The organism is Mycolicibacter virginiensis, assembly GCF_022374935.2.
GTDB classification, from domain to species: domain Bacteria; phylum Actinomycetota; class Actinomycetes; order Mycobacteriales; family Mycobacteriaceae; genus Mycobacterium; species Mycobacterium virginiense.
Window position 1 is genome coordinate 4,092,219 of the sequence record NZ_CP092430.2, and the last position, 20,668, is coordinate 4,112,886.

The 20,668-nt window shown below is 66.5% G+C and carries 19 protein-coding genes; 9 read left to right on the forward strand and 10 right to left on the reverse strand.

The window, feature by feature from the left end; translation table 11 throughout:
- On the reverse strand, positions 1–3,900 hold the full coding sequence (gene hrpA / locus MJO54_RS19910; protein WP_240175371.1) for an ATP-dependent RNA helicase HrpA: 3,900 nt from the start codon (positions 3,898–3,900) through the stop codon (positions 1–3).
- Between the two features lie 250 nt (positions 3,901–4,150).
- Here hrpA and pstS (MJO54_RS19915) point away from each other — a divergent pair, with 250 nt between their 5' ends.
- From pstS (MJO54_RS19915) to pstA (MJO54_RS19925), 3 genes are read left to right on the forward strand one after another with little or no spacing between them, the layout of a single operon-like run.
- Positions 4,151–5,266: a phosphate ABC transporter substrate-binding protein PstS gene (pstS, locus tag MJO54_RS19915; RefSeq protein WP_240175372.1), complete on the forward strand. Its 1,116-nt coding sequence runs from the start codon at positions 4,151–4,153 to the stop codon at positions 5,264–5,266.
- Complete coding sequence (gene pstC, locus MJO54_RS19920; RefSeq protein WP_046282755.1) at positions 5,263–6,225, forward strand: phosphate ABC transporter permease subunit PstC; 963 nt, start codon at positions 5,263–5,265, stop codon at positions 6,223–6,225. Before pstS (MJO54_RS19915) ends, pstC (MJO54_RS19920) begins: the two co-directional genes overlap by 4 nt.
- A complete protein-coding gene (pstA, locus tag MJO54_RS19925; protein WP_046282754.1) occupies positions 6,222–7,133 on the forward strand; it encodes a phosphate ABC transporter permease PstA in 912 nt (303 codons plus the stop codon). The genes pstC (MJO54_RS19920) and pstA (MJO54_RS19925) overlap by 4 nt, the downstream gene beginning before the upstream one ends.
- A 135-nt stretch (positions 7,134–7,268) precedes the next feature.
- On the opposite strand, the gene MJO54_RS19930 is transcribed toward pstA (MJO54_RS19925), so the two are convergent.
- The 9 genes from MJO54_RS19930 to MJO54_RS19970 all read right to left on the reverse strand — a co-directional run bounded on the left by MJO54_RS19930 (position 7,269) and on the right by MJO54_RS19970 (position 17,392).
- Positions 7,269–9,293, reverse strand: a complete 2,025-nt coding sequence (locus tag MJO54_RS19930) for a serine/threonine-protein kinase PknD (protein WP_240175373.1) — start codon at positions 9,291–9,293, stop codon at positions 7,269–7,271.
- 109 nt (positions 9,294–9,402) lie between these two features.
- Positions 9,403–10,509 (reverse strand): phosphate ABC transporter substrate-binding protein PstS, encoded by a 1,107-nt coding sequence (gene pstS / locus MJO54_RS19935; RefSeq protein WP_240175374.1) that lies wholly within the window; start codon positions 10,507–10,509, stop codon positions 9,403–9,405.
- Between the two features lie 57 nt (positions 10,510–10,566).
- Positions 10,567–11,343 carry a phosphate ABC transporter ATP-binding protein PstB gene (gene pstB / locus MJO54_RS19940; protein ID WP_065153054.1) on the reverse strand — a complete coding sequence of 259 codons (777 nt, stop codon included), beginning with the start codon at positions 11,341–11,343 and terminating at the stop codon, positions 10,567–10,569.
- Between the two features lie 304 nt (positions 11,344–11,647).
- Positions 11,648–12,424 carry a phosphate ABC transporter ATP-binding protein PstB gene (gene pstB, locus MJO54_RS19945; protein WP_065040942.1) on the reverse strand — a complete coding sequence of 259 codons (777 nt, stop codon included), beginning with the start codon at positions 12,422–12,424 and terminating at the stop codon, positions 11,648–11,650.
- Positions 12,425–12,476: 52 nt separating this feature from the next.
- Entirely contained in the window at positions 12,477–13,391 is a 915-nt protein-coding gene (gene pstA / locus MJO54_RS19950; protein ID WP_046286419.1) for a phosphate ABC transporter permease PstA, read from the reverse strand.
- Positions 13,388–14,368, reverse strand: a complete 981-nt coding sequence (gene pstC, locus MJO54_RS19955; protein ID WP_396873654.1) for a phosphate ABC transporter permease subunit PstC — start codon at positions 14,366–14,368, stop codon at positions 13,388–13,390. Before pstC (MJO54_RS19955) ends, pstA (MJO54_RS19950) begins: the two co-directional genes overlap by 4 nt.
- Positions 14,369–14,417: 49 nt before the next feature.
- On the reverse strand, positions 14,418–15,536 hold the full coding sequence (pstS, locus tag MJO54_RS19960; protein ID WP_046286420.1) for a phosphate ABC transporter substrate-binding protein PstS: 1,119 nt from the start codon (positions 15,534–15,536) through the stop codon (positions 14,418–14,420).
- A 111-nt stretch (positions 15,537–15,647) separates the two neighbouring features.
- On the reverse strand, positions 15,648–16,616 hold the full coding sequence (mshD, locus tag MJO54_RS19965) for a mycothiol synthase (RefSeq protein WP_240175375.1): 969 nt from the start codon (positions 16,614–16,616) through the stop codon (positions 15,648–15,650).
- Positions 16,613–17,392: a winged helix-turn-helix transcriptional regulator gene (locus MJO54_RS19970; RefSeq protein WP_046286422.1), complete on the reverse strand. Its 780-nt coding sequence runs from the start codon at positions 17,390–17,392 to the stop codon at positions 16,613–16,615. The genes mshD and MJO54_RS19970 overlap by 4 nt, the downstream gene beginning before the upstream one ends.
- A gap of 61 nt (positions 17,393–17,453) precedes the next feature.
- Between MJO54_RS19970 and lmeA the strand changes: the two genes are divergently transcribed.
- The 6 genes from lmeA to MJO54_RS19995 all read left to right on the forward strand — a co-directional run bounded on the left by lmeA (position 17,454) and on the right by MJO54_RS19995 (position 20,518).
- The gene (gene lmeA, locus MJO54_RS19975) at positions 17,454–18,245 is read left to right on the forward strand and encodes a mannan chain length control protein LmeA (RefSeq protein ID WP_434085418.1); all 792 of its coding nucleotides are present in this window, start codon (positions 17,454–17,456) and stop codon (positions 18,243–18,245) included.
- Positions 18,242–18,667, forward strand: coding sequence for a thioredoxin family protein (locus tag MJO54_RS19980; RefSeq protein WP_240175376.1), 426 nt, complete (start codon positions 18,242–18,244; stop codon positions 18,665–18,667). Before lmeA ends, MJO54_RS19980 begins: the two co-directional genes overlap by 4 nt.
- 8 nt (positions 18,668–18,675) lie before the next feature.
- Positions 18,676–18,786 carry a putative leader peptide gene (locus tag MJO54_RS23785; RefSeq protein ID WP_350355691.1) on the forward strand — a complete coding sequence of 37 codons (111 nt, stop codon included), beginning with the start codon at positions 18,676–18,678 and terminating at the stop codon, positions 18,784–18,786.
- Between the two features lie 88 nt (positions 18,787–18,874).
- Positions 18,875–19,339, forward strand: a complete 465-nt coding sequence (locus MJO54_RS19985) for a DUF4395 domain-containing protein (RefSeq protein WP_240175377.1) — start codon at positions 18,875–18,877, stop codon at positions 19,337–19,339.
- A 41-nt stretch (positions 19,340–19,380) separates the two neighbouring features.
- Complete coding sequence (locus tag MJO54_RS19990; RefSeq protein ID WP_046286425.1) at positions 19,381–20,214, forward strand: sulfurtransferase; 834 nt, start codon at positions 19,381–19,383, stop codon at positions 20,212–20,214.
- Between the two features lies 1 nt (position 20,215).
- Positions 20,216–20,518 carry a DUF1416 domain-containing protein gene (locus tag MJO54_RS19995; protein ID WP_046286426.1) on the forward strand — a complete coding sequence of 101 codons (303 nt, stop codon included), beginning with the start codon at positions 20,216–20,218 and terminating at the stop codon, positions 20,516–20,518.
- Positions 20,519–20,668: the final 150 nt, after the last annotated feature.

The window sequence follows — 20,668 nt, forward strand, 5'->3', positions numbered from 1 at the left end:
CTAAAGCTCTTTTAAAGCCCTGAGGATGCGCTGTTCGCTGACCGGTCGCGGGGTACCGAGCTGCTGAGCCCACAGACTCACCCGTAGCTCTTGGATCTGGCGCGCGATGTCGCGCACGTCGTTGTCGCGATGGCGCGCCGTAGGCAGGGTCGCCAAAAGGTCCCGGTAGGCGTCTTGCACCGCGTGCACCCGTGCCATCCGTTCCCGGTCGGCCTGCAACGCGCGGGGCAGCTGCTCCACCCGGCGACGGACGGCGGTCAGGTAGCGGACGAGATCGCCTAGGTGCGCGCGGCCGGTGGCGGTGACAAAACCGGGCGCCAGCAGCGCATCCAGCTGGCCGACGATATCGGCGATCGCCTCGGCCTGGCCGGGAGGCGGCTGCGCCGGCAGCGCCACTTGGGTGTCGCGGGCCGCGGCCAGCACCTGCGCAACTCGGGTCACCACATCAACGGTGGCGGGCACCAGCGCGCCGGCCACCCGGGTGCGCAACGCGATGTACTCCGCTCGGGTCCACACCGGCGCCGCCGTCAACGCGTCGGTCGCGGCGTCGGCGCAGTCGTCGATGAGCGCCGCCAACGTCCCGTCCGGGTTCGCCTTGAGCATCAGCCGCGTCGGCGAATCCAGCTGCCGCTCGACCGCTTTGACCGGCGACGGAACATCGCAGCGCAGCAACCGGCGGATACCAGGGCCGAGCGCGGACCGCTGCTGCGCCTCGGTGGAGAACACCCGTAGCTGCGCGGTGTCGCCGCCATCGACAAAAGCCGGGAAGCCACGAACAGCGCGCCCGGCCACCACCCGCTGCACGGCCCGAGGCAGCGTGTCCAAGTCGTCCGGCCAGCTGCGCAGGCCGCTGCGTTCCAGCTCCGCGCCGACCGCATCGGCAACCGCCTCGCGGGCTGATGCCGCCAATCGATCCTGCAAGACGCCAAGGTCTTTGCCGCGCGCCACCTCGGTGCCGTCTGCGGCCTCCACGGCGAAGGTGACCCTCAAGTGTGCGGGAAGCTTGGTCAGGTCGAAGGCATCGATCGGCACCAACACACCGGTGCGGCGACGAAGCTCATGTACCAGCGACTCCAGCAGCGGCTCGCCGGCCGGCCCGATTGCCGACAGCACCGCACGGGCGGTGTCGGGTGCCGGGACGAAGTTACGTCGCAGATCCTTGGGCAGGGACCGGATCAGCGCGGTGATCAGCTCTTCGCGCAGCGCCGGTACCTGCCAGGCGAACTCGTCGCCACCGAGGCGGGCCAGCACATCGATCGGCACATGGACGGTGACCCCGTCGTCGGCGGCGCCCGGCTCGAAGCGATACGTCAGCGGCAACCTGAGATCCGCGGTCGCCCAACTGTCCGGCCGATCGGCGCCAAGTGTCTCGTCGGCCCGCAGCAACTCGTCGCGCGTAAAGGTCAGCAGCTCGGGTGTGGCCTTCTGCTGCTTGCGCCACCAGCCGTCGAAGTGCCGTGCCGAGACCACGTCGGCGGGAATTCGGGCGTCGTAGAGGTAATACACGGTGTCGTCGTCGACGATCAGATCGCGACGACGGACCCTGTCTTCCAGCTCCTGAAGTTGGGCGCGCAGCGCGGCGTTGTCGGCGAGGAATCGGTGCCGGGTCACCCAGTCGCCCTCCACCAGCGCGTGCCGGATGAACAGCTCGCGAGCCACCACCGGCTCCACCCGGGCGTAGCCGACCCGGCGGCGCGCCACCAGCGGCAGTCCGTACAGCGTGACCTTCTCGAAGGCCATCACCTCGCCGCGCTTGGCGTCCCAATGCGGCTCGCTGTAGCTGCGCTGCACCAGATCTGCCGCGACCCGCTCGACGGTTTCCGGCTGGATGCGCGCGGCGGTCCGCCCGAACAGCCGGCTGGTCTCCACCAGCTCGGCGACCATCGTCCAGCGCGGCGGTCGTTTGGCCAGCACCGAGCCGGGCGCCAGCACGAATTTCGAGTTACGTGCACCGGCGAACTCCCGACCGTCGTCGCGCCGCATCCCGACGTGCGACAACAACCCGGCCAGCAACGCAGCGTGGATGGCTGCCGGCTGAGCGGGCTCGCCGGATTCACGGATGCCGATATCGGCTGCGATGCTGCGCAGTTGCCCTACCAGGTCCTGCCATTCCCGGATCCGCAGGTAGTGCAGGAACTCATTGCGGCACATCCGGCGAAACGCACTGCCGCTCAGAGATTTCCGCTGCTCTGACAGATACGACCACAAGTTGAGATAAGCGGTGAAGTCGGAATCGTCGTCGACGAACCGGGCATGCATGGCCCGGGCCGCCTCCTCCCGATCGACTGGCCGCTCCCTGGGATCGGGAATGGTCAAGGCCGCGGCGAGCACCAGCATCTCGCGAACACAGCCTTCGGTCTCAGCGGCCAGGATCATCCGGCCCAACCGCGGGTCCACCGGCAGCCGGGCCAGCCGGCGGCCGACATCAGTGATCGCCCCTTGCGCGGTGAACGCGCCGAGCTCGACCAGCAGCGCGACCCCGTCACGGATGCTGCGCGAATCGGGCGGGTCGAGGAAGCCGAAGTCTTCCACCGCACCCAGCCGCAGCGACGCCATCCGCAACAGCACTGCGGCCAGGTTCGTGCGCAGCACCTCCGGGTCGGTGTAGCGCGGCCGAGTGTCGAAGTCGGCTTCGCTGTAGAGCCGAATGCACACCCCTGGGGCCGTGCGGCCGCACCGGCCGCTGCGCTGCGCGGCGGACGCCTGCGAAATGGGTTCGATCGGTAGCCGCTGAACCTTCAGCCGGCGGCTGTAGCGGGAGATCCGCGCATTGCCCGGATCGATCACGTAGCGGATGCCCGGCACCGTCAGCGATGTCTCAGCCACGTTGGTGGCCAGCACAATGCGCCGACCGGCGCGCGCCTGAGCGAATACCTTCTGCTGGTCAGCAGTGGACAGCCGCGCGTACAACGGCAGAATCTCGGTGTTGGCCAGGCCGCCGAGAGCCTCTGCGGTGTCGCGGATCTCGCGCTCGCCGGACAGGAACACCAAGACGTCGCCGGGCGGTTCGGCGGACAGTTCGTGCACCGCATCGACGATCGCCTCGATCTCGTCGCGGGTCTCGGTCCGGATGATCTCCTGATCCGGGTCGTCCGGGTCATCTGCGGCCTCCGAGCTGACCGGCAGCTCCAGCGGGCGATACCGGATTTCCACCGGGTAGCTGCGGCCGGACACCTCGACGATCGGCGCACCACCTTCACCGCCGAAGTGCGCTGCGAAACGCTGGGGTTCGATGGTGGCCGAGGTGATGATCACCTTCAGATCGGGGCGGCGCGGCAACAAGTCGCGCAGGTAGCCCAGCAGGAAGTCGATGTTGAGGCTGCGTTCATGCGCCTCGTCGATGATCAGTGTGTCGTAGCGCAGCAACCGCCGGTCCCGTTCGAGCTCGGCGAGCAGGATGCCGTCGGTCATCAGTTTGACGCACGTTCGGTCGGACACGCGGTCGGTGAACCGGACCGCGTACCCGACCACATCGCCTAGCGGGCTGGCCAATTCGTCGGCAATGCGCTGCGCAACGGTGCGGGCGGCCAGCCGCCGCGGCTGGGTGTGACCGATGGTGCCCCGAATGCCGCGGCCGAGCTCCAGGCAGATCTTGGGCAGCTGGGTGGTCTTACCGGAACCGGTCTCGCCGGCCACCACCACGACCTGGTGATCCCGAATCGCCGCAGCGATCTCGTCGCGGCGGCCGCTGACCGGCAGGTCGGGATAGCGGACATCGGGCACCGCGGCCCGGCGCGCGGCAACCAGCGCTTGCGCCTCGCCCATCCGCTCGGCGAGCTTTCGCACCTGCTCGGGCTTTGCGCCACGCAGATCCTTCAGGCGCCGTCCGAAGTAGACCGCGTCCCGGAGGGTCAGCTCATCGAGGAGCGTGCGCAACTGCGCGACGGACGGTTCGGCCACTTCGCGAAGCTTACGGGCCTGGGCCGACCTGCCTGTCATCTGGCATTTAGCCAGTCCATATCGGCGTCATCTGAATTCCACCAGAATTCCACCGTTAGATCATGGCTGTTCACCCTACCGTAACCTTCGTGCACCGCATTAAATAGAGAAGTGGCCCGGATCGTACGTGGTTATTGCGAATTGTCGGCCGGGTTGATTCGGTGATGTCGCGCCGCGGCCATCACCTTAATTCGTTCTGCGAAAGGGCATTGTGAAACTGAACGGAATTGGCGCGACGCTGGGAATTATGGCGACCGGCGCGTTGGTGTTATCCGGGTGCGGCAGCGACAAGAACACCGACACCGGCGAGAAGACGACCTCGAGCTCGGCAGCCGCCGGCGGAAACTGCGGCGGCACGGACACGCTGAAAGCCAGCGGATCGACCGCCCAGCAGAACGCCATGGCCCGGTTCGTCAAGGCGTTCATCGACGAGTGTTCGGGCCACAACGTCAACTACACCGCTAACGGCTCGGGCGCCGGTATCCGGGAGTTCGTCGGCGGCCAGACCGACTTCGCCGGCTCCGACGTTCCGCTGAGCGGCGACGACTACGCCGCGGCGCAGCAGCGCTGCGAATCCCCGGCTTGGAACCTGCCGGTGGTGTTCGGCCCCATCGCGATCACCTACAACGTCCCCGGCGTCGACACGCTGATCCTCGACGGCCCGACCGCCGCGAAGATCTTCAACGGAGCCATCACCAGCTGGGATGACCCGGCGATCAAGGCCCTCAACCCGACGGCCACCCTGCCCGCCCAGCCGATCCACGTGGTGTTCCGCAGCGACGAGTCCGGGACCACCGACAACTTCCAGCAATACCTAGATGCCGCCTCCGGTGGGGCCTGGGGCAAGGGCGCTGGAAAGACGTTCAACGGTGGCGTCGGCGAAGGCGCCAAGGGCAACGACGGTACGGCCGGAGCCATCGCTTCCACCGAGGGGGCGATCACCTACAACGAGTGGTCATTCGCCCAGGCCAAGAACCTGGCCACCGCCCAGATCGTTACCTCCGCCGGCCCCGATCCGGTCGCGATCAGCACCGAGTCGGTCGGCAAGACCATCGCCGGTGCCACCATCAAGGGGCAAGGCAACGATCTGGTGCTCGACACGGCGTCGTTCTATCAGCCGACGCAGGCGGGCTCCTACCCGATCGTGCTCGCCACCTATGAGGTGGTGTGCTCGAAGTACCCGGACGCTGACGTCGGCACCGCGGTGCGGTTGTTCCTCAAGTCCACCATCGGCGCAGGCCAGGATGGTTTGGCCGACAACGGCTACGTGCCGATCCCCGAGGCTTTCAAGGCTCGCCTGGCGTCCGCGGTCGACGCCATCTCGTGACCCCCGGGCATCCATCGACGCCCTTGGCGAACAGCCGCTCGCCTCGAGGTGAGCGGCTGTTCCGGGCGGCCGCGGTCTCGGCCGGATCGACCGTGGTGGTGGCGATCGCGCTGATCGCGATCTTTCTACTGGTACGTGCTGTCCCGTCGTTGCTCGCCAACGACGCGAACTTCTTCACCAGCCCGGACTTCCGCACCAATGATCCCGACCACCTGTCGTTCGGCATCCGGGACCTGCTGATGGTCACGGTGTTGAGCTCGGTATTCGCGTTGACGCTGGCGGTGCCGATTTCGGTCGGTATCGCGATCTTTCTCACCCAGTACGCACCCCGGCGGTTGACTCGACCGTTCGCCGTGGTGATCGACCTGCTGGCGGCGGTGCCGTCCATCATCTTCGGTCTCTGGGGGATCTTTGTGCTGGCACCGATGCTGGTGCCGATCATGCGATTCCTCAGAAGTCACTTGGGCTGGCTGTTCTTGTTCCATAAGGGCAACGTGTCGCTGGCCGGCGGCGGCACGATCTTCACCGCGGGGATCGTGCTCGCGGTGATGATCCTGCCGATCATCACCTCGGTCTCGCGGGAGGTATTCCGGCAGACCCCCTTCGCCCACATCGAAGCCGCCCAGGCCCTGGGAGCCACTCGCTGGGAGGTGGTTCGCATGGCCGTGCTGCCCTACGGTCGCAGCGGCGTTATCGCCGCGGCGATGCTGGGCCTGGGGCGCGCGCTGGGCGAGACGGTCGCGATGTTGATCATCCTGCGGGCCGCGGCAAAGCCTGGGAATTGGTCGCTGTTCGACGGCGGGTACACGTTCGCCTCCAAAATCGCCTCGGCTGCCGCGGAGTTCAGCGCCCCGCTGCCGACCGGCGCCTACATCGCCGCCGGGTTCGCATTGTTCGCACTCACATTCATCGTCAATGCCGCCGCTCGCGCGGTGGCCGGCGGCAAGGTCAACGGATGACAGCCCAACTGCTCAGCGCACCGGTCAAACCGTCGGTGCCCCAGCGCCATCACCTCAGCGTGCGGCGCCGGTTGACGGACAAGATTGCCACCGCGGCATTCGTGTCCTCGTTCGCCGTCGCAGCGATTCCCTTGGTCTGGCTGCTCTGGGTCGTGGTGGCCCGCGGTTGGCACGCGATCACCAATCTGAGCTGGTGGACGCATTCGCTACGCGGCGTGCTGCCCGAAGAATTCGCCGGCGGGGTGTACCACGCGCTGTACGGCACCCTGGTGCAGGCCGGGGTGGCCGCGTTGCTGGCGGTGCCGCTGGGGCTGATGACGGCGATCTACCTGATCGAGTACGGCGGCGGCCGGTGGGCGCGATTGACCACCTTCATGGTCGACGTGCTGGCCGGGGTGCCCTCGATCGTGGCATCGCTGTTCGTCTTCAGCCTGTGGATCGCCACCCTCAGATTCGAGCAGAGCGCATTCGCGGTTTCGCTGGCGCTGGCGTTGCTGATGTTGCCGATCGTGGTGCGCTCCACCGAGGAGATGTTGCGTCTGGTTCCCGACGAACTACGAGAGGCCAGCTACGCGCTGGGGGTGCCGCGATGGAAGACGATCCTGCGCATCGTGATCCCCACCGCGCTCTCGGGAATCCTGTCGGGAATCTTTTTGTCGATCGCCCGGATCATCGGTGAGACCGCCCCCGTGCTGGTGCTGGTGGGCTACAGCCGGTCGATCAACTACGACATCTTTCACGAGAACATGGCCTCGCTGCCGCTGCTGATCTACTCCGAGCTGGGGAACCCGCAGGCGGCTGGGGCCGCCCGAGTCTGGGGTGCGGCGCTGACGCTGATCATCCTGGTCGCAGTCAGCGCGATCGTGGCGGCCGTGGCGACTCGGCTCACGTCGGTCCACGATCGCTGACCCGAAGCTGGCACCGCCGCATCAACCCGGCGGTTCAGCGACCTTCGACGCAGGAGAAGCGAAACTGGAACCACCGCATCAACCCGGCGGTTCAGCGAGCTTCGACGCAGGAGAAGCGAAGCTGGAACCGCCGCATCAACCCCGCGGTTCCGTGCCACCGACCAGTTTCACCACCCGGTTGTTGCCCCGGTCGGCGACGTAAAGGGCACCATCTGCACCGACGACGACCTGCAGCGGAGTGTTCAGCCCGGTGAACGGCAGCTTCGTCTGGGTATTGGACCCGGCGGTCAGCTTCACCACGGTGTGGCTGTCGTGGTTGGTGACGAAGACGTTGCCGGCCCCGTCAACGGTGACGCCCCACGGTGCATCGAGACCGGTGAACGGCAGCACGCTCTGGGTATTGGATCCCGCGGCGAGCCGCACCACCCGATCGTTGTCGGTGTCGGTGACGTAGACGTTGCCGGAGGAGTCGACAGCCACGTCGTCCGGGTTGTGCAGCCCGGCGAACGGCAGCACCACCTGGGCGTCGGCCCCGGCCGGCAACTTGACCACCCGGTTGTTACCCCGGTCGGCGACATAGACGCTGCCGTCCTTGTCCACCACCAGGCCCTCCGGATAGTTCAGCCCGCTGAACGGCAGCTCGGACTGGACGTGGGAATCCGGGTCCAGCTTCACCACCCGATTGTTGAAGTCGGTGACGTACACCGCGCCCGCACGATCGACGGCTACGCCCTGCGGCTCGTAGAGCCCGGTGAACGGCAGCATCACCGGAGTCTTCGATCCCGGCTCCAGCTTCACCACTCGGCCGTACATGCTCTGGTTGGTGACGTAGACGTTTCCGCTGCCGTCCAGTGCCAACCCGCCCGGGGAGAGCCGGAAGCTCAGCCCCTCCAAGGGCAGCACACTCTGACCGTTCGCCGACGCCGACGCCGACGCCCCGGCAGATGTCTCCGAACGGTGGGTGACCGCGTAACCGCCCACACCGACCGCGACCAACAGCGCCGCGGCAGCCGCGGCCGGCACCAGCCATCGGCGATCTCCGCGGCCCTTTGCCTCGGCGGCAAAAGCCGGTGCGGCTGCCGCGGGCTGCTGCGCCGGCCGGTCCCGCCAACCGGTGATGGCGGGCCGCATCTGAGTCTGCTCGTGCGGTTGGTCGTAGGAGTTCGCGCCATGGGCGCGGTGTTCGTAGCTGGCCGGCCTTTGTCGGTAGCCGTCGGCGGGAGAGCTCCCGCCGCCGTTAGTGGAGGCACCGACGGCGCTGGCCATTCGGGTGGCCACACCGCCCTGCTGAACGATCATCGCGGCCTGATGCTGCTCTGCAGTGGTCAGCGCGTCGTGTGCGGCACGCGCCAGATCGCCGGCGCTGCTGTATCGATCCCGCGGATTCTTTGCCATTCCCCTGGCGATCACCTGGTCCAATCCGACCGGCACCACACCCGGCCGCAGCTGACTGGGACGCGGGGCGGGCTCCATCAGATGGGAGGCGATCAGCCGTTCGATGGTCTCGGTCCGGTACGGCTGTTGACCGCTCAGACACTCGCTCAGCACACAGGCCAGTGAATAGATGTCGGCACGGTAGTCGACCTCGGCCCCACTGAACCGCTCTGGCGCCATGTAGTTGTAGGTGCCCAGCGCCATCCCGGTCTGCGTCAGGCCGGGATCTGCCGCGGCGCGGGCGATACCGAAATCGACCAGGTAGGCGAAGTCATCCCGGGTGAGCAGGATGTTCGCCGGCTTGATGTCGCGGTGGGTGATTCCGCCGGCGTGCGCGGCGTCCAGGGCGGCGGCCACCTGTTCGATCACCGCCACGGCTCGCGCCGGGGGCAGCGGGCCGGAGCGCTGCAACTCCATGCCGAGGTCATTGCCGTCGATCAGCCGCATCTCCACGAACATCTGACCGTCGATCTCGCCGTAGTCGTGGATGGGCACCACATGCGGCTCGGTAAGCCGGCCTGCCGCGTCGGCCTCGCGCTGCATCCGGGTTCGGAATGCCGGATTGCCCGACAGCACGGGAGCGATCAGCTTCAGTGCGACCGATCGGTGCTTGCGAGTGTCCTCGGCCTCGTAGACCTCACCCATGCCACCTCGCCCCAGCAGCCGAAGCAACCGGTAAGGACCGAATTGGGAACCCACCTGGGAAGCCGGTCCGTTATCGTTCACGACGCTCCATTCACCCGGTCAGGATTGGCATCAAGCGATCAACTGTTGCGGTGAACAGAAGATTAACCAAAGGTTACCAGTGAAAATGGATCGCCGCAGATGTCGACGATCAGGAAATAGCGTCGACCGCCGCGTTCAATTTCGCCGTAAATTCCGGAGGTAGGGGAATATAGCCGTACTGGTCCAGATCCTGCTGTCCGTCACCGATCGCCGCTTGCATAAACGCCTTGACCGCCTGCGCTGTCGCCGGGTCTGGGTATTTAGAGCAGACGATCTCGTAGGTCACCAGCACGATCGGGTAGGCACCGGCCACCGTCGGTTTGTAGAACGACGAGGTATCCACGACCAGATCGTTTCCGGCGCCGCTGAACTTGGCGCCGGCGATGGTCTTGTCCACCGAGTCGACGGAGATGGTCACCGGTTGCGGGCCAGCCGAGGTGACGATCTGGGCCATGTTGAGCTCGCGCCCCACCGCATAGGACCACTCGTTGTAGGTGATCGAGCCCTCGGTGCTCCGCAACATCGCCGAGGTGCCGTCGTTGCCGGCCGCCCCGACACCGGTACCACCGTTGAAGGCCTTGCCCACCCCGCGACCCCAGGCGCCGTCGGAGGCGATGTCGAGGTACTTCTGGAAGTTGTCGGTGGTTCCGGAGTCGTCGCTGCGGAACACCACGTGGATGGGCTCGGCGGGCAACGCCGTGTCCTTGTTGAGCGCCTTGAGCGCGGGGTCATCCCACTTGGTGATGGTGCCGTTGAAGATCTTGGCCATCGTGGGCCCGTCCAGGTCGAGTTCGTTGACGCCGCCGATGTTGTAGGTCACGGCAATCGGACCGAAGACCGTCGGGAGGTGCCAGGGCGTCGAGCCGCACCGCGCCGCCACCCGCTGCGGCTCACCGTTGGACGGATCGAGCGGCGAGTCAGATCCGGCCAATTCGGTTTGCCCACTGGCGAATTCAGCGATTCCGTTGCCAGATCCGTTGGCCCGATAGTCCAGCGTGTAGTCCGGGCAGGCCCGGATGTAGGCGTAGACGAACTGTTCGATCGCGTGCGCCTGGGCCGTCGAGCCGCTCGCGGTCAGCTTCTGCTTGCCGCCGCACTGCACCGTTGAGGAGCCCGACCCCGAGGCCGACGACGACTCGCCACCACCGCAGGCCACGACCGTCAGCAGTACAGTAGCCAGCAGACTCGCGACGATACCGAATCGGTTGATCCTCAACGGCACTCCTTCGGCAGTCAGCGTGGAAACCACACGGTAGCCGAATCCGGTAATAAGTCAGCCAAAGCGACCCGAGATGTAGTCCTCGGTTTCCTTAAGTCTCGGATTAGAGAAAATCTTCTCGGTGCCGTCAATCTCGACCAACCGGCCAGGCTTCCCGACGGCCTCGAGGTTGAAGAACGCCGTCTGATCGCTCACCCGTGCCGCCTGCTGCATGTTATGGGTGACGATGACGATGGTGTAATCCTGCTTGAGCTGCGAGATCAGCTCTTCGATGGCCATAGTCGAGATCGGATCCAACGCCGAGCAGGGCTCATCCATCAACAGTACGTCGGGCTGCACCGCGATGGCCCGCGCGATACACAACCGCTGCTGCTGACCACCGGAGAGCCCGCCACCGGGCTTGTCCAGCCGGTCCTTGACCTCGTTCCACAAGTTCGCCCCGCGCAGCGACTGTTCGACGGTCTCGTCCAGCAACTTGCGATTGCGCACTCCTTGCAGCGTCAACCCGGCCACCACGTTGTCGCGAATGGACATGGTGGGAAACGGATTTGGGCGCTGGAACACCATCCCGATCGCCTTACGCACCCCCACCGGGTCGATGCCAGCCTGGTAGATGTCTTCACCGTCGAGCAACACCGAGCCCTCAACGCGCGCCCCCTGGATGACCTCGTGCATCCGGTTGAGGGTGCGCAGCACCGTCGACTTGCCGCAGCCCGATGGCCCGATGAACGCCGTGACACTGCGCGGCGGTACCGACAACGTCACATCGGCCACCGCGTGAAACGACCCGTAATAGATATTGACGTCGCTCAGGTCCAACCTTTTGGCCACTGGCAGCCTTCTCCTCACTCGAGTCAACCTGTCCCGGCCCGAATGTCCGACGGCCCAGACCTTCTTGGAGCAACGATCTGCGCGCCAGCCTAGCCACGATCTTGAGTCCCGCAATCTGGCGAGTGGCATCGACGCTGCCCGCCTCCGCCGCGAGGCGCCACGGTCCGATGGCGGCCAAGGGCGACGATCGCCGTCAGACAAGGGTGGCGCGCCAGTAACTGACGCGGCACAGACCCTTGAATCGCTGCCCGAAATACGTTAGGACCCAGGCGGTTAAGCTGCCGGATGCGACGCGTGCACTCACCTAGCCGAAGCGGCCGGAGATGTAGTCCTCAGTCTCTTTGAAGCTCGGGTTGGAGAAGATCTTCTCGGTCCCGTCGATCTCGATCAGCCGGCCGGGCTTGCCGACATCGGCCAGGTTGAAGAACGCCGTCTGATCGCTCACCCGTGCCGCCTGCTGCATGTTGTGGGTGACGATGACGATGGTGTAATCCTGCTTGAGCTGCGAGATCAGCTCCTCGATGGCCATCGTCGAGATCGGATCCAACGCCGAGCAGGGCTCATCCATCAACAGCACGTCGGGCTGCACCGCGATGGCCCGCGCGATACACAACCGCTGCTGCTGACCACCGGAGAGCCCGCCACCGGGCTTATCCAGCCGGTCCTTGACCTCGTTCCACAGATTCGCCCCGCGCAGGGAGAACTCGGCGGTTTCGTCGAGTGTGCGGCGGTTGCGGATTCCCTGCAGCTTGAGACCGGCCACCACGTTGTCGCGAATAGACATGGTGGGGAAGGGATTCGGGCGCTGGAAAACCATTCCGACGGCTTGGCGAACCCCCACCGGGTCGATTCCGGGGCGGTAGATGTTCTCGCCGTCGAGCAATACCGAGCCTTCGATGCGGGCCCCCGGAGTGGTCTCGTGCATCCGGTTGAGCGTGCGAAGCACGGTCGACTTGCCACAGCCGGAGGGACCGATGAACGCGGTGACACTGCGCGGCGCGACCGACAGTGACACGTCGGCCACCGCGTGAAACGACCCGTAAAAGATGTTGAGGTCGGTGAGGTCCAACCTTTTAGCCACCGTGCAGCTCTCCTTGTTCGCCCACCGCTACGCGCTGGTTGTCGAGACCGATCTAGAACTTCTTGGGAGCGAAGATGCGTGCCCCGAACCTGGCCGCCACGTTGAGTAGCGCGATCAGCAGGATGAGCGTCAGCGCAGCGCCCCAGAGCCGATCCGTGGGCACCGCACTGGCGCCCGCCCCGGCTGATGTCTGGTCATACATCATTCCCGGCAGCGACCCCATGAAGCCGTGGAACATGTCGAAATTGATCGCCTGCGAGTAGCCGACCAAGATCAGCAGCGGCGCGGTCTCACCCATGACCCGGGCCAGCGCCAACAGTATTCCGGTGACGATGCCCGACAGCGCGGTCGGAATCACGATGCTGGTGATGGTCTTCCACTTCGGTGCGCCCAACGCGTAGCTGGCCTCACGCAGATCCATCGGAATGATCCGCAGCATCTCCTCGGTCGCTCGCACGATCACCGGCACCATCAGCAGCACCAACGACAGCGACACCGCGAAACCGGAGCGGTGAAATCCCAAGGTGGCCACCCACAACGCGTAGACGAACAGCGCTGCGACGATCGACGGCACCCCGGTGAGGATGTCGACCATGAAGGTCGCGAGCTTGCCCAGTCGGGTGCCGGCACCGTACTCGACGAGATAGATCGCGACGAAGATCCCGATCGGGATCGAGATGGCCGCGCACAGCAGTCCTTGCAGCAGGGTCCCGATGATCGCATGGTAAGCGCCGCCGCCGGCCACGAACGCCGTCATGCCGGCCTGCGAGTGGGTCCACCAGGAACTGGTGCTGACGGCACCGAAACCGAAGTCGAACACCGAGTACATCACCCACACCAGGGGCACCAACGCCAACGCCATCGCGGCGGTGACCAGCACCGTCGCAATCGAATTGGCAACCCGGCGGCGCAGGCCTACCCCCGCAAACGTGCGCAGCTTGACGGGCCGGTCCAGCAACGCGGTCATGAATGCACCTTCTGGGTGATCGCGACGCGCGCCAGCGCGTTGACGATAAGCGTCAGCACGAACAGCACCAGGCCGGCCGCGATGTAGGCGCCCGCCTTGTACTGGTCGTTGAATTCCGATGCGGTGGCGGCGATCTTGGTGGCGAAGGTGGAACCGCCGTCGAACAGCGACCAGTTGAACGCCTTCTGGGTGGAGCGCAGGATGATCAACAGCGCGACCGTCTCGCCGAGCGCCCGACCCAAGCCCAGCATCGCGGCACTGATATAGCCGGAGCGGCCGAACGGCAGCATCACCATCTTGACCACCTCCCAGCGAGTCGCGCCCAACGCCAGGGCGGCTTCGACCTGGCCGCGGGGCGTCTGAGCCAGCACCTCGCGGGTGACCGCGGTGATGATCGGCAGGATCATCACCGCCAGCACGATTCCGCCGGTGAAGATGGTGCCGCCGCCCGCCACCGACGCGTTGCCGTCGGCGAACAGGAAGAATCCACCGAGGTGTTCGTTGAGCCATAGCGCGGTGCCGCGCAACTGCGGGGCCAGCACGTACAGGCCCCATGCTCCGTAAATGATCGACGGCACGGCGGCCAGCAGTTCGACCATGTAACCCAGGGGCCCGACGAGCCGCCTGGGCGCGTACTCGGCGAGATAGATCGCGACGCCCAGAGCAACCGGCATCGCCAGCAACAGCGCGAACAGCGAGACGAACACCGTCACCTGCAGCATCTCTGCGATGCCGAAGTGCATGGCGGAGGTGTTGGTGGTGACCCAACTGCCGCCGTAGGTGAAGAAGTTCTCCCGGTTGCGCTGCAGCGCCGGTATCGCCCGCAGCAGCAGAAAGCCTCCGACGGCGCTGATCAAGACGATGATCAGCACCCCGGAGCCTTCCGCGACCAGACGGAACAGCCGATCTTGCAGGCGGCTGCCGGTGGAACGCAGCGCCGTCGGGGTCACCGACGGCGTCGATGCAGGCGCAGACACAGACGAGTCGGCGATGCTTGACACCCCCTCATCGCTTGCACCACCGCGGCTACTGGATCGCGTCGATGGCGGCACTCAAGCGCCGTTTCAACTGGTCCGGCAGCCGGACGTAACCGGCGGACGACAGCTCGTCCTGGCCGCTGGTGGAGGCCGTCCTCAGGAAGGACTTCACGGCCGCCGACGTGTCGGGGTCGTAGCCCTTGGAGCAGACGATCTCATAGGTCACCAAGACTAGCGGGTAGGCAGCGGCCTGCTTGGTGCCGTAAAGCGACCTCAGGTCCAGCCGCATGTCGTTGCTGTCCTCGGAAACGAATCCGGCCGACTGAATCGCGACACCGGCCGATTCGTCGGTGGCGGCGACCACTCCAGAGCCCGAGTCGATCATCGCCGACCGCAGGTTGGCCTGGTCGGCGAAGCCCTTCTCGACATAACCGACGGCACCGGGCGTGCTCTGCACCGCCTGCACGACCCCGGCCGACTTCTGCGCGCCCTCACCGACGCCGCCCTGGAACTCGCTGCCTTCGCCCTTGGTCCAGGTCTGCGGCGCCGCGGCGCTGAGGTACTTCTGGAAGTTGTCGGTGGTGCCCGACGAGTCCGAGCGATAGATCGGCGTGATGGCGATCGCGGGCAGTTCCTCGCCCGGGTTGAGGGCCACCAACGCGGGGTCGTTCCAGCTGGTGATGGCTCCGCTGAAGATCCGGGCCAGCACGTCACCGTTGAGGACCAGGTTCTCCACCCCGTCGAGGTGGTAGGCGATGCTGACCGGCCCGAACACCAGCGGCAGATGCCATGCCGGGTTCTGGCCGCAGCGGTCGGCCGCCTCGGCGACCTGCGCCTCGCTCAGCGGCGAGTCCGAACCGGCGAAGTCGACGTGCCCGGCGATGAACTGCTCGCGCCCCGCCCCCGACCCGGTCGGGTTGTACGACAGGTTCTTGCCCGAGCACTCTTTGCCCCACACCTGGTTGAACACCGCGATCGCGTTCTGCTGAGCCGTCGACCCCTCAGCGGTCAGCGTGTTCTTGCCGGCGCACTCGGCGGAGTCGGCTTTGCCGGAGGTGGTGCCGGTGCCGGACGGGCTCGCGGTGTTGTCATCGCTGCCACAGCCACTGAGCGCCAGACCGGTCATCGCGGCCGCTACCAGCGCAAGACCCGCCTTTGTGCGTTTCATCAGTTCTCGCTTTCTCGCTTCCGGTTCAAATCTCTCCGGGAACGTATGCGGCACTTATGGATGGCAACCACATGGCAGATGAACGGGCGGTGAATAGATTCCAGTGCCCCATCAAGGCTGATCCACTGCGGCGTAAGCGGTGTCGACACTGTGCACCACAAAGCCCAACTGCTCGTAGGTGCGCAACGCCGCGGTGTTGTCCGCCTCGACGTAGAGCAGCACGATCGGCGCCTCGACCTCGGCAAGCCGATCCGCCAGATAGACCAGGCCAATCTCGGTCAGCACCCGGCCCAGACCGCGGCCCTGGGCGGCCGGGTCCACTCCCACCACGTAGACCTCCCCCAGCGGTTCAGCGAGCCTCGACGAAGGAGAGGCGAAGCTGGGATCGCTGCGTGCACCCAGCGGTTCAGCGCCCGGTTTGCCGGAGTGGATCTTGGTCCAGTGAAACCCCAGCAACACGGGTCCGTCGAACGCCAGAAAGAGTCCGGCCGGATCGAACCATGCCTCGGCGCGGCGCTGTGCCAGGTCCTCGGCCGTCCAGCCGCCCTGCTCGGGATGCCAGGAGAACGCGGCGTTGTTGACCCGCAGCAATTCGGCGTCGTCGCCGGGGCCCGCATAGGTGCGAATCGTCACCCCGGGCGGAACCTTCGTGCCAACGCGGAGGTCCCGCAGCGATCGGCGCATCTGCAGCAGCTCACGCACCGCGGTCAGCCCCAACGCCTCGGCAGTGGCTCGGGCGGCGGGCAGGGTGCCATGCGCCCAGAACCGGGCGCCGCCGTCGGTTCGGGCCAGTGCGGCGCTGGCCATCGCGGCCCCGATACCGCGCCGCCGGGCTTGCGGCGCCACCACCAGCTCCGCCATCGGCGCGGCGTCCTCCGAGCCCGCGGTCAGGTTCAGATAACCCAGTACCGTCGCGCCGTCATTGGCGACCAGATGGTCGGTGCGGGACGCGGCGAGCTCCCGCAGTACCTGCTCCCCGACCGGGGCGACGCCGTCATGGTGGCCGGCAGCGGTGATCAGCTCGCGGATCTGCCGCTGCTCGTCATCGGTCAGTGCGGCATGCCATTGCGAGGCGGTCACTGACTGGTCAGCGGCTCGGGCGCACCGCCGTCGGCGCCGTCGAGGTCGTCGACCATCTCGTCGTCGCCCTCGTCGCCCTCGTCGTCGGAGGCGGCCGAGGAGTGGCCCCGCACCGGCCGGACCGCTTTGTAGCCGACGTTGCGGACCGTGCCGATCAGCGACTCGTATTCCGGCCCGAGCTTGGCGCGCAACCGCCGGACATGCACGTCGACCGTGCGCGTACCGCCGAAGAAGTCATAGCCCCAGACCTCCTGCAACAACTGCGCCCGGGTGAAGACCCTGCCGACGTGTTGGGTGAGGTACTTCAGCAGCTCGAACTCCTTGTAGGTCAGGTCCAGCGGACGGCCCCGCAACCTCGCGGTGTAGGTGCCCTCGTCGATCACCAGCTCGCCGAGCTTGGTCTGTCCCGAGGCCTGCTCGGCGGCCGGCGCGCCGCGGCGTCCCGTCAGCAGCCGCAACCGGGCGTCGGTCTCGGCGGGTCCGGTACCCGGCAGCAGAATCTCGTCGATACCCCACTCGGCGTTGACCGCAACCAGTCCGCCCTCGGTCACGATCGCGACCACCGGGACCGATCCAGCGGTGGCGCTCAGCAGCCGGCACAGTCCACGTGCCGCGGCCAGATCGGTGCGCGCGTCGACCAGAACCACCTCGGCCGAACCGGCCTCAAGCAGCGCAGAAACCTCGGGCGCCGCTGTCCGCACAGTGTGCGCAAGCAGGGACAGCGACGGCAACACCCCGTCGGGGTGCAGGTCAGCGGTCAACAGCAGTAGCTCCAATAGAGGCCCTCCAGCGTCCCAGGTGATCTAACGATAGCGTGCGACCTGCCAGAATGACCGAGTGCGCAGGGTGCTTATCGGTATGTCGGCCGCGATCGCGGCCCTGGTCTTGGTGGCCGTCGGGGTCGATTTCGGAGCAAGCGTCTATGCCGAGTACCAGTTGTCACGGGCGGTACGCCGGGCCACGGACCTGCGCGCGGACCCGTTCGTGGCGATCCTGGGCTTCCCGTTTCTGCCGCAGGCGCGCCGCGATCACTACACCGAAGTGGAGATCAAGGCCCCGGCCGTCGAACAGCCGATGATCGGCAAGTCGATGCTCGAGGCCACCATGCACTCGGTCGACTTGACCGAAGCAACTTGGCGGTTCCGGCCGCACGCCCCGATCCCGGTGGCCAGGCTGGAGAGCCGGATAATCATCGGCTCCGTGCATTTGGGCCGCTACCTGGGCATCCGCGACCTCATGGTGGAGGCGCCGCCGGCCGAGACCAACGACAACACCGGCGGCACCACCGAATCCGGAATCTCGAGCAGCCACGGGCTGGTATTCACCGGCACGCCAGCGGGTTTCGGCAAGCGGGTGAGCGTGGCCGTCGACCTGTCCATCGGTGGGGCAGACCACAGCACGTTGGTGATCACCCCGACCGGCATCCTTACCGGGCCGGACACCGCCGACCAGACTGTGCCCGAGGAGCAGCGCGCCGCGGTGCTCACCGCGTTCAGTGGCAGCCTGCCTCAGCAGCGGCTGCCGTTCGGGTTGATCCCGACCAGTCAGGGTGCGCGCGGCTCCGATGTGATCATCGAGGGCATCGCCGATGGAATGACGGTCACCCTGCCGGAGTTCCGCCCACGATGAGCATCGTCGCGATCTTCGCCGCCCTGGTATTCGCCGGTGCGATCGGGTGGTGGCTGAACCGACGGGCCGGCGTGTTGCGACAACTGCCCGGCACCGAGACTGGCGACGGCGACGCCGCCGGTTCCGATGCCGCCTTTTTGGAGCTGGAACCGGGACGCCCGGCAGTGGTGCATTTCTCAGCGCCCTGGTGCGGACCGTGCGCCGGCGTGCGCCGGGTGGTGGAGAAGGTCTGCGATGATCTCGGCGGTGTCGCCCATCACGAAATCGACATCGACGCCAACCCCGATGCGGCGCGCAGGTTCTCGGTGCTGTCGCTGCCGACCACGGTGATTTTCGACGCCGAGGGGCGCCAGCGGTACCGCGCCACCGGTGTGCCGACGTCGGCGGACCTGCGTTCTGCGCTGGAACCTCTGTTGGCTTGACGGCCCCAATGTTGGGTAGTCTGTACGTCGTGTTCGCCCGCCTCGAGCTTGTGCTCACCAAGCGCCGCACAGTCGACCTGTGCCGCACCGCGGGCTGCTGTTGTTGTCGTTGTCGCTGAGACGCGCGTTTTCGCGTCGCTATCGGAGCGCCCGGGAAGCCGTGGCATGTCTCCACCAGCCACTCGCCACGACAGCCAGGAGCATTTCATGCGGGACATCCACACCGACACCGCCCAAATCCAACAGGTAGACGTCCGGGGTCCCCGGTTCACCGCCTGGATCACCACCGTCGTACTGGTGGCCGTCCTGCTCATCGCCGGGTCCAGCCCGATCGGCGCGGCCATTCTGCTGGCCGCCCAAGCCGTCGTCTTCGCGATCGGCGCGACCGCGGGCCCTCGCCGGCACCCCTACGGATTGCTGTTCGCCCGGCTGGTGGCACCGCGACTGGGGCCGGTCACCGAGCGTGAGCCGGTGGCGCCGCTGCGCTTCGCCCAGCTCGTCGGCCTGGTGTTCGCCGTGATCGGGATCGCCGGGTTCGCGTTCGCCCCGGCAGTCGGCCTGGTCGCGACGGCCTTTGCCCTGGCGGCGGCCTTCCTCAACGCCGCCTTCGGCATCTGTCTGGGCTGCCAGCTCTACCCGCTCGTCGTACGCCTGCGACCGGATACGGCGTAGCCACAGCATCTCCCCTGGAAGTAACCGGAAAGGACTCCCCCATGGCACGCTCTGACGTCCTGGTCTCCACCGACTGGGCTGAGAGCAATCTCGACGCGCCCAACACGGTGTTCATCGAAGTCGACGAAGACACCAGCGTCTACGACATCAACCACATCCCGGGCGCCATCCGGCTGGACTGGCGCAAAGACCTACAGGATCCGGTACGCCGCGACGTCATCGACGAGGCCGCGTTCTCCAAGCTGCTCTCCGAGCGCGGCGTCGCCAACGACGACACCGTGATCCTCTACGGCGGCAACAACAACTGGTTCGCCGCCTTCGCCTACTGGTACTTCAAGCTGTACGGACACGAGTCCGTCAAGCTGCTCGACGGCGGCCGCAAGAAGTGGGAGCTCGGCGGTCGTCCGCTGTCGAGCGAAGCCGTCAATCGGCCCGCCACGTCCTACACCGCCAAGCCGTTGGACGAATCGCTGCGGGCCCGCCGCGACGAGGTGGTCGCGGCGATAAACACCAAGAACCTCGTCGATGTGCGCTCCCCCGAGGAGTTCTCCGGCAAGATCCTGGCTCCCGCCCACCTGCCTCAGGAGCAGAGCCAGCAGCGCGGCCACGTCCCGAGCGCGATCAACGTGCCGTGGAGCCGCGCCGCCAACGAGGACGGCACCTTCAAGTCCGACGAGGAGCTGGCCAAGCTGTACGCCGACGCCGGCCTGGATGGTCAGAAGGAGACCATCGCCTATTGCCGTATCGGTGAGCGTTCGTCACACACCTGGTTCGTGCTGCGTGAGCTGCTCGGACATCGCAACGTCAAGAACTACGACGGTAGTTGGATGGAATACGGCTCCCTGGTGGGCGCCCCGATCGAATTGGGAAGCTGATATGTGCTCTGGACCCAAGCAAGGGCTCGCCCTGCCTGCCAACGTCGACCTGGAGAAGGAGACCGTGATCACTGGCCGCGTGGTGGACAGCTCCGGCGCGTCCGTCGGCGGTGCCTTCGTCCGACTGCTGGACTCCTCGGACGAGTTCACCGCTGAGGTCGTGGCCTCGGCCACCGGTGACTTCCGGTTCTTCGCCGCTCCAGGCGCCTGGAGGGTGCGTGCCCTGTCCTCGGCCGGTAACGGTGACGCCGTGGTGACGCCCTCCGGGGCGGGCATCCACGAGGTCGACATCAAAGTCGCCTGACGACTCGCACTACCCGATCGCGGCGTCCCGCTGCACCCGGCTTCGCCGGCCTTGCGAACGCCGCTAGACTTCCCCCCGTGGTGTTGTTCTTCGAGTTGATGCTGGTGGCGGCGACTGGCCTGATCACCTGGTTCGCGCTGTACACGCTGT

Bases quoted from the DNA above. Each gene is read 5' to 3' on its own strand.
- pstA (WP_046282754.1), top strand. From the start codon at position 6,222: ATGACAGCCCAACTGCTCAGCGCACCGGTCAAACCGTCGGTGCCCCAG.
- pstA (WP_046286419.1), bottom strand. From the start codon at position 13,391: ATGACCGCGTTGCTGGACCGGCCCGTCAAGCTGCGCACGTTTGCGGGG.
- pstS (WP_046286420.1), bottom strand. From the start codon at position 15,536: ATGAAACGCACAAAGGCGGGTCTTGCGCTGGTAGCGGCCGCGATGACC.
- MJO54_RS19980 (WP_240175376.1), top strand. From the start codon at position 18,242: ATGAGCATCGTCGCGATCTTCGCCGCCCTGGTATTCGCCGGTGCGATC.
- MJO54_RS23785 (WP_350355691.1), top strand. From the start codon at position 18,676: ATGTTGGGTAGTCTGTACGTCGTGTTCGCCCGCCTCGAGCTTGTGCTC.
- MJO54_RS19985 (WP_240175377.1), top strand. From the start codon at position 18,875: ATGCGGGACATCCACACCGACACCGCCCAAATCCAACAGGTAGACGTC.
- MJO54_RS19990 (WP_046286425.1), top strand. From the start codon at position 19,381: ATGGCACGCTCTGACGTCCTGGTCTCCACCGACTGGGCTGAGAGCAAT.
- MJO54_RS19995 (WP_046286426.1), top strand. From the start codon at position 20,216: ATGTGCTCTGGACCCAAGCAAGGGCTCGCCCTGCCTGCCAACGTCGAC.